General features: G+C 65.6%; 11 protein-coding genes and 1 tRNA gene. All 12 read right to left on the bottom strand.

Going from position 1 to position 14,546, the window contains the following annotated elements; translation table 11 throughout:
- Positions 1–60: 60 nt before the first annotated feature.
- Positions 61–1,683, bottom strand: coding sequence for a dipeptide ABC transporter ATP-binding protein (locus U4012_RS20910; protein WP_321801182.1), 1,623 nt, complete (start codon positions 1,681–1,683; stop codon positions 61–63).
- Positions 1,680–2,777, bottom strand: coding sequence for an ABC transporter permease (locus U4012_RS20905; RefSeq protein ID WP_124488274.1), 1,098 nt, complete (start codon positions 2,775–2,777; stop codon positions 1,680–1,682). The genes U4012_RS20910 and U4012_RS20905 overlap by 4 nt, the downstream gene beginning before the upstream one ends.
- A gap of 75 nt (positions 2,778–2,852) precedes the next feature.
- Entirely contained in the window at positions 2,853–3,896 is a 1,044-nt protein-coding gene (locus U4012_RS20900; protein WP_044847966.1) for a microcin C ABC transporter permease YejB, read from the bottom strand.
- Positions 3,897–3,948: 52 nt separating this feature from the next.
- Positions 3,949–5,832 (bottom strand): extracellular solute-binding protein, encoded by a 1,884-nt coding sequence (locus U4012_RS20895; protein ID WP_321801178.1) that lies wholly within the window; start codon positions 5,830–5,832, stop codon positions 3,949–3,951.
- Positions 5,833–6,046: 214 nt separating this feature from the next.
- A complete protein-coding gene (locus U4012_RS20890; RefSeq protein WP_044848002.1) occupies positions 6,047–6,403 on the bottom strand; it encodes a hypothetical protein in 357 nt (118 codons plus the stop codon).
- A 324-nt stretch (positions 6,404–6,727) separates the two neighbouring features.
- Positions 6,728–7,060, bottom strand: a complete 333-nt coding sequence (gene cyoD, locus U4012_RS20885) for a cytochrome o ubiquinol oxidase subunit IV (protein ID WP_011352504.1) — start codon at positions 7,058–7,060, stop codon at positions 6,728–6,730.
- Entirely contained in the window at positions 7,061–7,669 is a 609-nt protein-coding gene (cyoC, locus tag U4012_RS20880; protein ID WP_044847968.1) for a cytochrome o ubiquinol oxidase subunit III, read from the bottom strand. It abuts the gene before it with no gap.
- Positions 7,669–9,675 (bottom strand): cytochrome o ubiquinol oxidase subunit I, encoded by a 2,007-nt coding sequence (gene cyoB, locus U4012_RS20875; protein WP_321801176.1) that lies wholly within the window; start codon positions 9,673–9,675, stop codon positions 7,669–7,671. Before cyoB ends, cyoC begins: the two co-directional genes overlap by 1 nt.
- A 3-nt stretch (positions 9,676–9,678) precedes the next feature.
- Positions 9,679–10,566 carry a ubiquinol oxidase subunit II gene (gene cyoA / locus U4012_RS20870; protein WP_044847970.1) on the bottom strand — a complete coding sequence of 296 codons (888 nt, stop codon included), beginning with the start codon at positions 10,564–10,566 and terminating at the stop codon, positions 9,679–9,681.
- 321 nt (positions 10,567–10,887) lie between these two features.
- Positions 10,888–12,417 carry an NADH-quinone oxidoreductase subunit M gene (locus U4012_RS20865; protein WP_321801173.1) on the bottom strand — a complete coding sequence of 510 codons (1,530 nt, stop codon included), beginning with the start codon at positions 12,415–12,417 and terminating at the stop codon, positions 10,888–10,890.
- A 449-nt stretch (positions 12,418–12,866) separates the two neighbouring features.
- Positions 12,867–14,240 carry a hypothetical protein gene (locus tag U4012_RS20860; protein WP_321801171.1) on the bottom strand — a complete coding sequence of 458 codons (1,374 nt, stop codon included), beginning with the start codon at positions 14,238–14,240 and terminating at the stop codon, positions 12,867–12,869.
- Positions 14,241–14,424: 184 nt separating this feature from the next.
- Positions 14,425–14,518, bottom strand: a tRNA-Ser gene (locus U4012_RS20855).
- Positions 14,519–14,546 lie beyond the last annotated feature (28 nt).

Genomic DNA, 14,546 nt, shown 5'->3' with positions numbered 1-14,546 from the left:
AATCGTTTGTCAAAACAAATTAAAAAATACAATCGAGATAGTCAGACCATTGGACGCCTATCACGCTTTCCAGACCGCTTTCAACAGCTTTTGTGTGTAAGGATGTGACGGTTTCGTGAAGATATCGGCCACGTCGCCGGACTCGACGATCGCCCCGTCCTGCATCACCGCGACCCGGTGCGCCATCGCGCCGATCACCTCCAGGTCGTGGCTGATGAATACATAGCCGAGGTTGTATTTCTGTTGCAAATTCGCGAGCAGCTTCAGCACCTGCTGCTGGATCGACACGTCGAGCGCGGACGTCGGTTCGTCGAGGATCAGGATGCGCGGCTCCAGCACGAGAGCGCGCGCGATCGCGATCCGCTGGCGCTGCCCGCCCGAGAATTCGTGCGGATAGCGATGCAGCACCGTGCGGTCGAGGCCGACTTCGCGCAGCACGGCCAGCGACTTCGCGCGGCGCGCGTCCGGCGTGAGTTCCGGGCGATGCAGTTCGAGCCCCTCGCCGACGATCCGCTCGATCGTGTGACGCGGCGACAGTGAACTGAAGGGATCCTGAAAGACGACCTGCATGTTCGAGCGAAGCGCGGTCTGTTCACGGCCGCGATAGGTCGACAGCGCGCGCCCCTGGAATTCGATCTCGCCGTGCGCCGTCCTTTGCAGCCCGAGCAGCGCCATCGCGAGCGTCGACTTCCCGGAGCCGGATTCGCCGACGATCCCGAGCGTCTCGCCCTGCCGCACTGACACGGACACGTCCGCGACCGCCGTCACGGGCGTCGTGCCGAACCAGCCTGCGAAGCCCGGCCGCTTGCGCGCGAACTGCACGCTGACGTGGCGCGCATCGAGCACGACGGGCGCGATCGGCATCACCGGCGCGACCGCGCGCTGCGGCCGGCTGTTCAGCAGCCGCTGCGTATACGGATGCTCCGGCTCCGCGAAGATCCGCTCGACCGGCCCGCTTTCGACCAGCTTGCCGCGCTCCATCACCGCGACCCGCTCGGCGAAGTGCCGTACGAGGTTCAGGTCGTGCGTGATCAGCAGGATCGCCATCCCGCGCTTTTCCGCCTCCTCGCGCTGCAGCTCGAGCAGCAGGTCGACGATCTGCGCGCGGATCGTCACGTCGAGCGCCGTGGTCGGTTCGTCCGCGAGCAGGAGGCGCGGCCGGCAGGCGAGCGCCATCGCGATCATCGCGCGCTGCCGCTGGCCGCCCGACAACTGGTGCGGGTAGCTGTCGACGCGCCGCTCCGGCTCCGCGATGCCGGTACGCGCAAGCAGCGCGATCGCGCGCTTGCGCGCCTCCACCGCCGTCACGCCGTCGTGCAGCACGATCGTCTCGCCGATCTGCGTGCCGATCGTGTACAGCGGGTTGAGCGCCGTCATCGGCTCCTGGAAGATCATCGCGATGTCCGAGCCGCGCAGCCCGCGCATCTCGCGTTCGCTCTTGCCGGCGAGGTCATGGCCGGCGAAGCGGATCGTGCCGCTCACGTCGGCGTCGCGCAGCAGTCGCAGGATCGACAGCGCGGTCACGCTCTTGCCCGATCCCGACTCCCCGACGAGCGCGACGCGCTCGCCGCGGCCGATCGCGAGCGTCACGTCGTCGACGGCCACCGTGTCGCCGAAGCGCACCTGCAGATGCTCGAGCGACAGCAGCGGCTCGCCCGCGTTCGATACGGCCGTGTCGCTCATCGCTGGCCTCCTGCCGCGCGCACCGAATCGGCGATCCGCGTGTCGAGCGCGTTGCGCAGCGCGTCGCCCATGAAGGTCAGCAGCAGCAGCGTCGCGACCAGCACGCCGAACGTCGACAGCGAGATCCACCACGCATCGAGGTTGCCCTTGCCCTGCGCGAGCAGCTCGCCGAGGCTCGGCGTCGGCGGCGGCACGCCGAGCCCGAGGAAGTCGAGGCTCGTGAGCGCGAGGATCGCGCCGCTCATCCGGAACGGCAGGAACGTGATCACGGGCGTCATGCTGTTCGGCAGCACGTGGCGCCAGATGATCTGCCAGTTCGTGAGCCCCATCGCGCGGGCCGCGCGCACGTAGTCCTGCGTGCGGTTGCGCAGGAATTCCGCGCGCACGTAGTCGGCCAGGCCGATCCAGCCGAACAGCGACAGCAGCACGATCAGCAGCAGGAAGCTCGGCTCGAAGATCGACGCGAAGATGATCAGCAGGTACAGCTCGGGCAGCGAACTCCAGATCTCGATCAGCCGCTGCCCGACGATGTCGATGCGCCCGCCGAAAAAGCCCTGCACGGCGCCCGCTGCGATCCCGAGCAGCGTGCCGATCGCGGTCAGGACCAGCCCGAACTCGACCGACACGCGGAACCCGTACACGAGCCGCGCGAGCAGGTCGCGCCCCTGCGCGTCGGTGCCGAGCCAGTTCGCACGCGACGGCGGCGCCGGATTCGGCACGCTCGAGAAATAGTTCAGCGTGTCGTAGTAATAGCGGTTCGGCGGATACACGACGAAGTTGCCCGGCGCCTCGAGCCGCTTGCGGACGTACGGATCGAGATAGTCGGCCGGCGTCGGGAAGTCGCCGCCGAAGGTCGTCTCCGGATACGCATGGAACATCGGGAAATAGGTCTGGCCGTCGTAGCGCACGACGAGCGGCTTGTCGTTCGACCACAGCGGCGCCGCGAGGCTCGCGGCGAACGCGACGACGAAGATCACGAAGCTCCAGTAGCCGAGGCGCTGCTGGCGAAAGCGCTGCCAGACGCGGCGCGCGGGCGACGGCGACACGCGCGCACGGGCCGCGTCGATGCGGGACGACACGACGGCCCGGTTCATCGCGCACCTCGCCCGGCGAGCGCGGGCAGGCGGACGGGCGCGCCGGCGAGCGGCGTGCTGGCGGACGGTTTCATGTCAGCGCTCCAGGTTGTCGAATTGAATGCGCGGGTCGACCCACACATAGCAGAGGTCCGAGATCAGCTTGGTCGCGAGCCCGATCAGCGTGAACAGGTACAGCGTGCCGAGCACGACCGGATAGTCGCGCCGCACGACCGACTCGTACGACAGCAGCCCGAGGCCGTCGAGCGAGAACAGCGTCTCGATCAGCAGGCTGCCCGTGAAGAACGCGCCGATGAACGCGGCAGGAAACCCGACGATCAGCGGCAGCATCGCGTTGCGGAACACGTGCTTCCACAGCACGGTGCGCTCGGCGAGCCCTTTCGCGCGCGCGGTCAGCACGTATTGCTTGCGGATTTCGTCGAGGAACGCGTTCTTCGTGAGCATCGTGACGACCGCGAAGCTGCCGACGACCGACGCCGTGATCGGCAGCGCGATGTGCCACAGATAATCGAGCACCTTGCCGGCGAGCGACAGCTGGGCGAAGTTGTCCGACGTGAGCCCGCGCAGCGGGAACAGCTGCCAGAACGAGCCGCCGCCGAACAGCACGAGCAGCAGCACGCCGAGCACGAAGCCCGGAATCGCATAGCCGACCAGCACGACGAGGCTCGTCGCGACATCGAACGGCGAGCCGTTGCGCACGGCCTTCGCGATGCCGAGCGGCACGGAGATCAGGTAGGTGACGAAGAACGTCCACAGCCCGATGCTGATCGACACCGGCAGCTTCTGCACGACCAGCGACCACACGCTCTGGTGGCGGAAGTAGCTGTCGCCAAGATCGAAGCGCGCGAAACGCTTCAGCATCAGCCAGTAACGCTCGAGCGGCGGCTTGTCGAAGCCGTACAGCGCCTTGAGCTGCGCGAGCTGCTGCGCGTCGACGCCGGTGTGCGCGCGCATTCCGAACGGCGCCGCGCCCTGCTCCGTCGCGCCCTTGCGCAGTTCCTGCACGGCCTGTTCGACCGGGCCGCCCGGCACGAACTGGATCACCGCGAACGTGAGCGTGAGCACGCCGACGAGCGTCGGGATCATCAGCAGCAGGCGTTTGAGGATGTAGCTCCACATAGGGCGTCGACTCGCGATCGATAGGCTGGGTTGAACGAAGGGCCGGCAGGCTTCAGTGATCGGGCTTGGCCCACCAGGTCGATACGACCCAGCCCTCGGCCGAATAGTACAGCGGCAGCGTTTGCGGATAGCCGAGCGTGCGCTTGTATGCGATCCGGTGCGTGGTGCTGTACCACTGCGGAACGGCGTAATAGCCGTGCATCAGCACGCGGTCGAGCGCATGCGTCGCGTCGAGCAGGTCCTCGCGCGTCTGCGCGGCGCCGAGCGCATGCAGCAGCGCGTCGACGGCCGGCGACTTCAGGCCGATGATGTTGTCGGAGCCCGGTTCGTCCGCGAACTTGCTGCCGTAGCGCGAGAACTGCTCGGCGCCCGGCACCTGCACACCCGGCAGGCGAACCGTCGTCATGTCGTAGTCGAACGCGTCGAGGCGCTTCTGCAGCAGCGCGTAATCGGCCGTGCGAAAACGCGCGTCGATGCCGAGCTTCGCGAGATTGCGCTGGTAGGCGGTCACGACGCCTTCCATCGCCGCGCCCGAATCGTCGAGGATCTCGAACGTGAACGGCTCGCCCTGCGCGTTGCGCAGCGCGCCGTCGCGGTAGGTCCAGCCGGCCTGCGCGAGCAGCGCGCGCGCCTTCAGCAGGTTCGCGCGCAGCGAGCCCGGCGGGTTCGTGTTCGGCTGCGTGACCATCGGGCCGAACACGGCCGGGTCGAGTTGCGTGCGCAACGGCTCCAGCAGCTTCAGTTCACCCGGGCCCGGCGTACCGGTCGCCTGCAGGTCGGTATCGGCGAAATAGCTGTCGAGGCGCGTGTACGCGCTATAGAACAACTGGCGGTTCAGCCATTCGAAGTCGAACGCGAGATCGAGCGCCTGGCGCACGCGCACGTCGCGAAACAGCGGCCGGCGCAGGTTCATGAAGAAGCCCTGCATGCCCGCGCCATTGTGCTGGCGGAACTCGCGCTTGACGAGCTCGCCGCTGTCGAAGCGCTTGCCGACGTCGCGCCGCGTCCAGTTGCGCGCGATGTATTCGACCAGCACGTCGTACTCGCCGGCCTTGAACGCCTCGAGCCGCGCGACGCCGTCGCCGTAGAGCTTGTAGACGATCCGCTCGAAGTTGTCGGTGCCGACCCGCACCGGCAGGTCGGCGCCCCAGTACGCGGGATTGCGCCGATAGGTAATCGTGCGGCCGTTGTCGTAGCGCTCGATCAGGTACGGGCCGCTGCCGATCGGCTGCTCGAACGCGAGCTGGTCGAACGGAATCCGCGAACCGTCCGCGCGCAGCCCCCACTTGCGCGAGAACACCGGCACGCCGCCGGCGATCAGCGGCAGCTCGCGGTTCGTGCTGCGGAACTCGAAACGCACGGTCGCAGAATCGACCACCACCGCCTTCGCGATCTCGGCGAAATACGCGCCGAACTGCGGTGCGGCCTGCTTGCTCTTCAGCGTGTCGAACGAAAACCTGACGTCGTCGGCCGTGACCGGATCGCCGTTCGAAAAGCGCGCGCGCGGGTTCAGGTGAAACGTGACCGAGCGGCGGTCCGGCGCGATCGCGATGTCGTCGGCGAGCAGCCCGTAGGCGGATGCCGGTTCGTCCATGCTGCCGGTCGCGAGGCTCTCGAACAGCAGGTCGATGCCCGGCGCGGGGTTGCCGCGCATCGTGAACGGATTGAACTTGTCGAACGACGTGAGCCGGCTCGGGTTCGCGAGCACGAGCGTGCCGCCCTTCGGCGCGTCGGGGTTCACGTAGTCGAAATGCCTGAAGCCCGGCGGATATTTCGGCTCGCCGTACTGCGCGATCGCATAGGCCGCGTGCGCGGCGGTTGCAGCCAGTACCGCCTGTAGTGCCCATGCTGCCGCCGTGCGGCCGGCGGCCCGTACCGCATGCGCGGCGCCGAAGCGGATGCGGGTGGCGGCGGTCCGGGGCGAACCCTTCGTCATAGAGGCCCTGTCGGTCGATTGAGGGATGGAACGTGGGTCGATTCTACCCATTCAATTCGACGTCGAGCCAACTTGCGGGTTTTCGCGCGCGGCACCGGCGCGTTGCGGCTACCGCGTGCGACTCGCACCGGCAAAGAAAAACCGCCCGGTGTTCAGTTCACACGGGCGGTTTTCCTTCGAGGCGCGCACGCATCGCGCGTGCACCGCAGATCGATCAGCGCCAGCCGTTGTGACGGCCGTTGTCCCAGTGACCGCGATCGCCGTGCCAGCCGCGGCCATGATGGCGATACCACTCGTCGCGGCCCCAGTAGCGGCGGCCGTCCCAGTAGCGATCGCCGTGCCAGCCGATCACGATCGCCGGGGCCGGCGCGTAGACGGGCGCCGGCGCATATACGGGCGCCGGCTGGTAGACGACCGGCGGAGGCGGCGGCGCATACACGGGCGCGGGTGCGACGTAGACCGGCGCCGGCACGCCGACGTTGATCCCGACATTGACTCCCGCCATTGCTGCGCCCGACACGAGCAAGGCCGTCATACCGGTCAAGAGCGAGGCAATACGCAAAGTCTTCATGGATTCCTCTTCGAGTTGTTTCATGTGTGATTCGACTATAACGGCACGCACAGTCTGCGCATATTTCAAGTTTGTAAGAACTGATGCGCTGCATCGCACGTGGAAGCGTCCGCTAACGTCTTGTAACAATTGACGCGCTGCCGCGACGTCCGTTCCGCCGTTTCCTGAAACATCTTTCATCCTGGCCCGCGTCCGGCGTCGAGCGACGCCCACGCACACCGCGCAGCCATAATGACAAAGGCGGCACTCGCGTGCCGCCTTTGATGCATGAATGCGCATGGAGATCGTCCGCTGCGCCGCGATGCCGCTCAGCCGCTCACGGGCTCAGCGCGACATCATGTTCATGCTGACGTTGTGCATCACCCACAGCGTGCCGACGATCAGGATCGCCGCCGTCAGCACGGTGTAGCTGAACGCCATCACGTTCCAGCGTTGGCCGGACGAACCGTTCATGTGCAGGAAGTACACGAGGTGCACGACGATCTGCACGAATGCGAGCACGGCGAGCGCGATCAGCGATGCGTGCGGCGACAGCACGCCGCCCATCACGAGGCCGAACGACGCGGCCGTGAGCAGCACCGACAGGATGAAACCGGCGACATAGCCGCCGACGCTGCCGTGCCCTTCTTCGAGTTGCGACGAATGCGAATGGGCCATTTAGATCACGCTCGCGAGATAGACAAAGGAAAACACGCAGATCCACACGATGTCGAGGAAGTGCCAGAAGAGGCTCAGGCACGTCAGACGCCGCAGGTCGCGATCGGTCAGGTCGCCGCCGCGCAGCACGATCTGCCCGGCGAGCACGATCATCCACACGAGGCCGGCCGTCACGTGCAGCCCGTGCGTGCCGACCAGCGTGAAGAACGCCGACAGGAACGCGCTGCGCTGCGGGCCCGCGCCTTCCGCGATCAGGTGCGAGAACTCGCGCAGCTCCATCGCGAGGAACGCCGCGCCGAGCACGAACGTCACCGCGAGCCACGCGAGCAGCGCGCCGCGCCGCTGCTTGTACGCGGCCAGCATCGCGAAGCCGTAGGTAATGCTCGACAGCAGCAGCGCGGCGGTTTCCACCGCGACGCCCGGAATGTCGAACAGGTCCTTCGCGGTCGGACCGCCCGCGTACTGGTTGCCGAGCACCGCAAACGTCGCGAACAGCGCCGCGAAGATCACGCAGTCGGTCATCAGGTACAGCCAGAAGCCGAACACCGAGTGCGACGGCGGATGGTCGTCGTGCTCGAGCAGGGTTGCGCTCAGGGTTTTCTGCAACATCAGTTGGTCTCCAGTTCCACGTCGTCGACACGCGTGGCCACGCGCGCCGCCGGTTGCTTCTCTTCGATCCTGCGCACCTTCGACGCCGGGATGTAGTAGCCGTCGTTGTCACGCGAGCTGTAGACCACGAGCGTCGCGACGATGCCGACCAGGCCGCCGATCGCCATCCACCAGATGTGCCACACCAGCGCGAAGCCCAACACCAGGCTGAAGACCGCGACCACGAGACCCGCGCACGTATTCGACGGCATGTGGATGTCGCGGATCGCCGCCGGGTTCGGCCGGCCGTCGCCGCGTGCCTTCATGTCGGCGTACGCGTCGAGCGTGCGGACCTGCGGGATCACCGCGAAGTTGTACTCGGCCGGCGGCGACGAGGTCGCCCATTCCAGCGTGCGGCCGCCCCACGGGTCGCCCGTGGTGTCGCGATATGCCGGCAGGTTGCGGTTGCGGATGCTGACCACCAGCTGCAGCAGCTGGCACGCGATGCCGATCGCGATCAGCACGGCGCCGAACGCGGCGACCAGCAGCCACGGATGCCACGCCGGATTGTCGTAGTGGTTCAGGCGCCGCGTCATGCCCATGAAGCCGAGCACGTAGAGCGGCACGAACGCGACGTAGAAGCCGACCTGCCAGAACCAGAACGCGGCCTTGCCGAGCTTCTCGTTCAGCTTGAAGCCGAACGCCTTCGGGAACCAGTAGTTGAAGCCCGCGAGATAGCCGAACAGCACGCCGCCGATGATCACGTTGTGGAAGTGCGCGATCAGGAACAGGCTGTTGTGCAGCACGAAGTCCGCGCCCGGGATCGCCATCATCACGCCGGTCATGCCGCCGAGCGTGAACGTGACCATGAAGCCGATCGTCCACAGCACCGGCGTCGTGAATTCGATCCGGCCGCGGTACATCGTAAACAGCCAGTTGAACACCTTCACGCCGGTCGGGATCGCGATGATCATCGTCATGATGCCGAAGAACGCGTTCACGTTCGCACCGGAGCCCATCGTGAAGAAGTGATGCAGCCACACGAGGAACGACAGCACCATGATCGCGCAGGTCGCGTACACCATCGTCTTGTAGCCGAACAGCGGCTTCTTCGAGAACGTCGCGATGACTTCCGAGAAGATGCCGAACGCCGGCAGGATCAGGATGTACACCTCCGGATGGCCCCACGCCCAGATCAGGTTCAGGTACAGCATCGCGTTGCCGCCGGCTTCGTTCGTGAAGAAGTGCATGCCGAGGTAGCGGTCGAGGCCGAGCAGCGCGAGCGTCGCGGTCAGGATCGGGAACGACGCCATGATCAGCACGTTCGTGCAGAGGGCCGTCCACGTGAACACCGGCATCTTCATCAGCGTCATGCCCGGCGCGCGCATCTTGATGATCGTCACGAAGAAGTTCACGCCGGTCAGCAGCGTGCCGACACCCGAAATCTGCAGCGCCCACAGGTAATAGTCGACCCCTACCCCCGGGCTGAACTGCAGCTCCGACAGCGGCGGATACGCGAGCCAGCCGGTCTGCGCGAACTCGCCGATCACGAGCGAGATGTTGATCAGGATCGCGCTGACCGCCGTCATCCAGAACGACAGCGAGTTGATGAACGGGAACGCGACGTCGCGCGCGCCGATCTGCAGCGGCACGACGAGGTTCATCAGGCCGACCATGAACACCATCGCCATGAAGAAGATCATGATCACGCCGTGTGCCGTGAAGATCTGGTCATAGTGGTGCGGCGGCAGGTAGCCGGGCGCGTTGTACGCGAGCGCAAGCTGCATGCGCATCATGATCGCGTCGGCGAAGCCGCGCAGCAGCATGATCAGCGCGACGATGATGTACATCACGCCGAGTTTCTTGTGGTCGACCGTCGTCAGCCATTCCGTCCACAGCCACTTCCAGCGGCCGGTGATCGTCAGTGCGGCGAGAATGCCCAGCACGACCAGCCCCATGAAGGCGCCTGCCACCATGATGATGGGCTGATCGAACGGGATCGCCGCCAGTGTGAGTTTGCCGAACATGCGTTACCCCTTCGTGCCGCAGGCGGCGTCCTTCAGATCGAGGACGTGGCCATCGTTGTATTTCGCGATGATGTTGTGGAAGAGCCGCGGATCGACCGACGAGAAGTAGCGCACGGGCGCCTTCTCGCTCGGCTGCGCGACGGTGCCGTACACGGTCGCGTCGAGCCGGTCGGGCGACGCCTTGACCTTCTGCACCCACGCGTCGAACTGTTCGCGCGGCTCGGCGAGCGTGCGGAACTTCATGTCGGAGAAGCCGCGGCCGCTGAAGTTGGCGGACGTGCCCGCGTAGTCGCCGGCTTCGTCGGCGATCAGGTGCAGGCGCGTCTGCATGCCGGCCATCGCGTAGACCTGGCCGCCGAGCTGCGGAATGAAGAACGAGTTCATCACCGAATCCGACGTGATGCGGAAATTCACCGGCGTGCCGACCGGAATCGCGAGCTGGTTCACCGACGCGATGCCGAGTTCCGGATAGATGAACAGCCACTTCCAGTCGAGCGCGACGACCTCGACGTCGATCGGCTTCACCGACGACTCAAGCGGCTTGTACGGATCGAGCTCGTGCGTGGTTTTCCACGTGAGCACGCCGAGGAACAGGATGATCAGCGTCGGCACCGTCCAGATCACGACCTCGATCGCGGTCGAGTGCGACCAGTTCGGCGCATAGGCGGCGTTGCGGTTCGATGCGCGGTAACGCCACGCGAACCACAGCGTGAGCAGGATCACCGGCACGACGACGATCAGCATCGCCCATGTCGAGGTCGCGATCAGCGCCTTTTCGGCGGCCCCGACGCTTCCTTTCGGATTTAGTACATCTAAATTACAGCCTGACAGGCTCAGCGCCGCGCCGATCGATATCAGCGCCGTCCAGCCTTTTGAAGCTCTTCTTTTCATCACACAGCCCGAGGGTCATTGAATCCGTTGCGTTTGCCCGATGCGCATTCGATCCACGAAAGTGGCCGAATCATACGTCGCGCGGGCGCGGTGAAAAACCGGTGGGTGCGACAAATCATCATTGCAGAATCCGCAGTGAGACAGATTGTCGCGGGGCAATTTCACGCAGCCGGGAGGCGGCCGCGGGCCTCACGCCGAGGGCCTTGAGACGGCCGAAATCGGCGGAAGCCGCGGGCTCGTGTCCGCCCTGCCCCGATGAATGCGCGCGCAACGATGTCCGCATCGGCACGCGATGCGGACATCGTGCGCGGCGTCACGCGCTCAGCCGTGCGCCGCGGCCATGTACGCCGGCTGCGCCGGTGCGCCGCCGTCCCCGGCCGGCAGCTTCGAACGGCTCGCTTCCTCGATCAGCCGTGCGACGGTCGGATCGATCGCGTCGGTGAACGGCTTCGGATCGACGCCCACCATCAACACGATCAGCGCGAGCGACGCGAACATCACGATCTCGCGACGACTCAGGTCGGCGAGCTTCGCGATACGCGGACCCGCGATCTTGCCGAACACGACGCGCTTGACCATCCACAGCGTGTACGACGCGCTGAGGATCAGCGTGAGCGCCGCGATCGCGCCGATCCAGAAGTTGACGCGGATCGCGCCCATGATGACCATGAACTCGCCGACGAAGCCCGACGTGCCCGGCAGGCCGACGTTGGCCATCGCGAACAGCAGCGCGAACGTCGCGAAGCGCGGCATCACGCCCGCCACGCCGCCGTACGCGGCGATCTCGCGCTGCTTCGTGCGATCGACCAGCACGCTCACGCACAGCAGCATCGCGCCCGCGACGAAGCCGTACGACACGAGCTGCACGATCGCGCCTTCGACGCCGATCTGGTTGAACAGGAACAGCCCGAGCGTGACGATCCCCATGTGCGCGACCGTCGAATACGCGAGCAACTTGCCGAGATCGGTCTGCGCGAGCGCGATCAGGCTCGCGTAGACGATCGCGAACAGCGACAGCGCGATCACGGCCGGCGCGAAGAAGTGGCTCGCGTCCGGCGTGATCGGCAGCGCGAAGCGCAGGAAACCGTAGCCGCCGAGCTTGAGCATCGCGAGCATCAGTGCAGCACCCGTCGGGCCGTCGGTGTAGACGGCGCGCAGCCACGTATGAACCGGCCACATCGGCACCTTGACCGCGAACGCGGCGAAGAAGCCGAGGAACACCAGCAGCTGCGGCGCGAAGCCGAGCTGCAGCGTGCGCCATGCGTTCATGTCGAACGTATGCGACTTCGCATACAGGTACAGCATCGCCATCAGCAGCAGCAGCGAACCCGCGAACGAGATGAAGAAGAACTTCACGGCCGCGTAGACGCGATGCTCCCTGCCCCACGTGCCGATCAGCAGGTACAGCGGAATCAGCGTCGCCTCGAAGAAGATGAAGAACAGCAGCCCGTCCTGCGCGACGAACACGCCGACCATCAGCCCCGACAGGATCAGGAACGACGCGTAGTACTGCGCGACCCGCACCGTCACCGCTTCCCACGACGCGATCACGACGACGAGCGTCGTGAAGGCGGTCAGCACGACAAGCCACAGCGACGCGCCGTCGATCCCGACACGCCAGCCGGCGTTGAAGGCCGCCAGCCAGTTGCGGGTTTCGGCGAACTGCATCGCGGCCGAGTGCGAATCGAAACCGGTGACGAGCGGCACGACGGCGGCCAGCCCCGCGAGTGCGCCGACCAGCGCGATCAGCCTCGTGCGATGCGGATGACGGTCGGAACCGGCGCGCAGCAGGCACGCGCCGAACAGGATCGGAACCCAGATCGCCAGGCTCAGAAAGGGGAAATCATGCATGTCAACAGGCCTTGAGAGGGTCGCGCGCTGCATCGGAAACAGGCGTGACGAAGGAAACGAAATCAAATCGACAGATAGATTTCGCGGACCGCCAATGTTGGCAAAATGTAAAGCGGAATCAGGGCAAAGCTTGACGCCGCTCAAGCGCAATCGGGTTAACCAGCATAAGGCGAATGATTATTTTTTGCATCGCAGCAGAGGAGCTTTTCACGACGCCCGGATAGATCGCTGATTTTTATGCGTAATTTTTCGTATTGTGATGCGGCGCCGATCGCACGAATCGGTGCGATGCCGCATTTTTGGCCGGAAGACCGATTCTTCGGGGCGCAAGCGTGGAATGCGGGGAAGGATGAATGAGAGCGATTCAATCCTTACACGGATACTTTCATTTTTATTTCACCGGCCGCCGATCGCCGCGATCCGGAACACGGAAATCGCCGCGCATTCCGTCAGCGTTGATGGCTCAGCCTGTCCCATACGCGCATCGTCACCGCGCGATAGTGATTGTGTTGCGCGGGGAAATGGACGAAGCGGCTGTCGCGCGTCGCATAGACCGGCGATGACGCGAGCGACATCGCATCGACGATGTAGCGCGCGTCGATCATGCCCGCCTCCAGCAGTTCGACATAGATCGCCTGCTGGTCGCCGCCGCTCGCATAGACCGACGACCGATCGCCGATGCGCTCGATGCGCGCGCATATGCGTTCGACCAGTTCGCGCATCGGCGCGACGTTACGCACGCCGATCATGCACGAGTTGATCGCCCAGGCCGTGTGGTCGGTGCCGATCACGAAATCGCGGCCGTCGATCACGCCGTCGACCGTCTGGCGCTGGTCGATCGCGAGGATGTCGGCGTCGACCCAGAACACGAACGCGTGATCCGGCAGATGTTCGCGAATCAGGTGCAGCTTCGCCCAGTTCGCATCGACGCCGGCCGGCAGGAACGCGGGCGGTTCGCGATACGCGTGGTACGCATAGCCGTGTCGCGTGCAGTAGCGAACGAAGTTCTCTTCGTGAAGATCGCCGTAACCGGCGATGTGCGACGTGTGCAGGCTCACGAACGCAATGCTTGCATGCGGGTTCAGGTGCCGCACCGGCTCGCGCGGCCGTTGCTGCGCGGTGCGCCAGTCGTCCATCGCGCTCGGCTGCTCGCCCCGCTGGACACGCGCCGCGTCGTCGACGAGCGCGAGCACGTAGCGAAAGTCGTAGTCGGGCGTCGGCGCCCATACGCCATCGATCTGCTGCCATTCGGGCGCCTGGTGCGCCACGAGCGGATGCGCGCCGACGACCGCGTCGATCGCTAGCCCGTCGCGCCATACCGTCTGGGCCGACGCGAAATGGCCGGTCGCGAGCGGCTGATCGAACGGCAGCGGCGGGAAGTGCTCGGCAAGCAGCGTCGCCTCGCATGCGTGTTGCCGCTCGGGCATGCGCATCGCCCACTTGCCGAGCTCGACCACCAGCTTGCGCAAGCACTCGCGCACGTCGGGCACGTTGCGAAAGATCATGCCGCTCGCGGCGGGCAACGACGACTTCGAGGTCTGCGTCGTGACGATCGCGTCATAACCGTCCGCGACGGCCGGCAACGCATGCTGGCCGAACACGACCGAGAACTGATCGAGCACGAGCAGCAACGCGCCCTGCTCCATCGCGACGAGCTGCGCGATGATCGCGTGGTACTTGTGCAGCACCTGCTGGCGCTCGCCGTACACGTGCGTGCCGTCGACGATCGCGTGCCGGTAGCCGTGGGCCCGCGCGTAACGTTCGTGATTGTCGACGAGCCCGTCGACGGGACGGTGCGAAAGGATGGTCAGTACGGAATGCATGCGTGCCGGAACTCCCGATTGAGCCGCGCGAGGCGATACGCCTATTTAGCGCATGAGCGCCGCCCGAGTCGAGCATTGATTGGCTGTCCGGACGAAGCGTGGCGCCGGCGGCGCGTGCGGAAACGACGCCGGAAAAGAAAAAGCCCCGCAAGTCCGAGAACTTGCGGGGCTTTGTCACCGCTTTTGGCGGAGACGGAGGGATTCGAACCCTCGATCCAGGTTTTGGCCCAGATGCTCCCTTAGCAGGGGAGTGCCTTCGACCTCTCGGCCACGTCTCCCAAACTTTCGCTCGCACCAGGGAGGCAG

It is taken from the genome of Burkholderia sp. BCC1988 (assembly GCF_905339895.1).
Classification (GTDB): domain Bacteria; phylum Pseudomonadota; class Gammaproteobacteria; order Burkholderiales; family Burkholderiaceae; genus Burkholderia.
The sequence above is the reverse complement of the archived record's forward strand: the minus strand, read 5'-3'. Positions and strand labels throughout refer to the sequence as shown.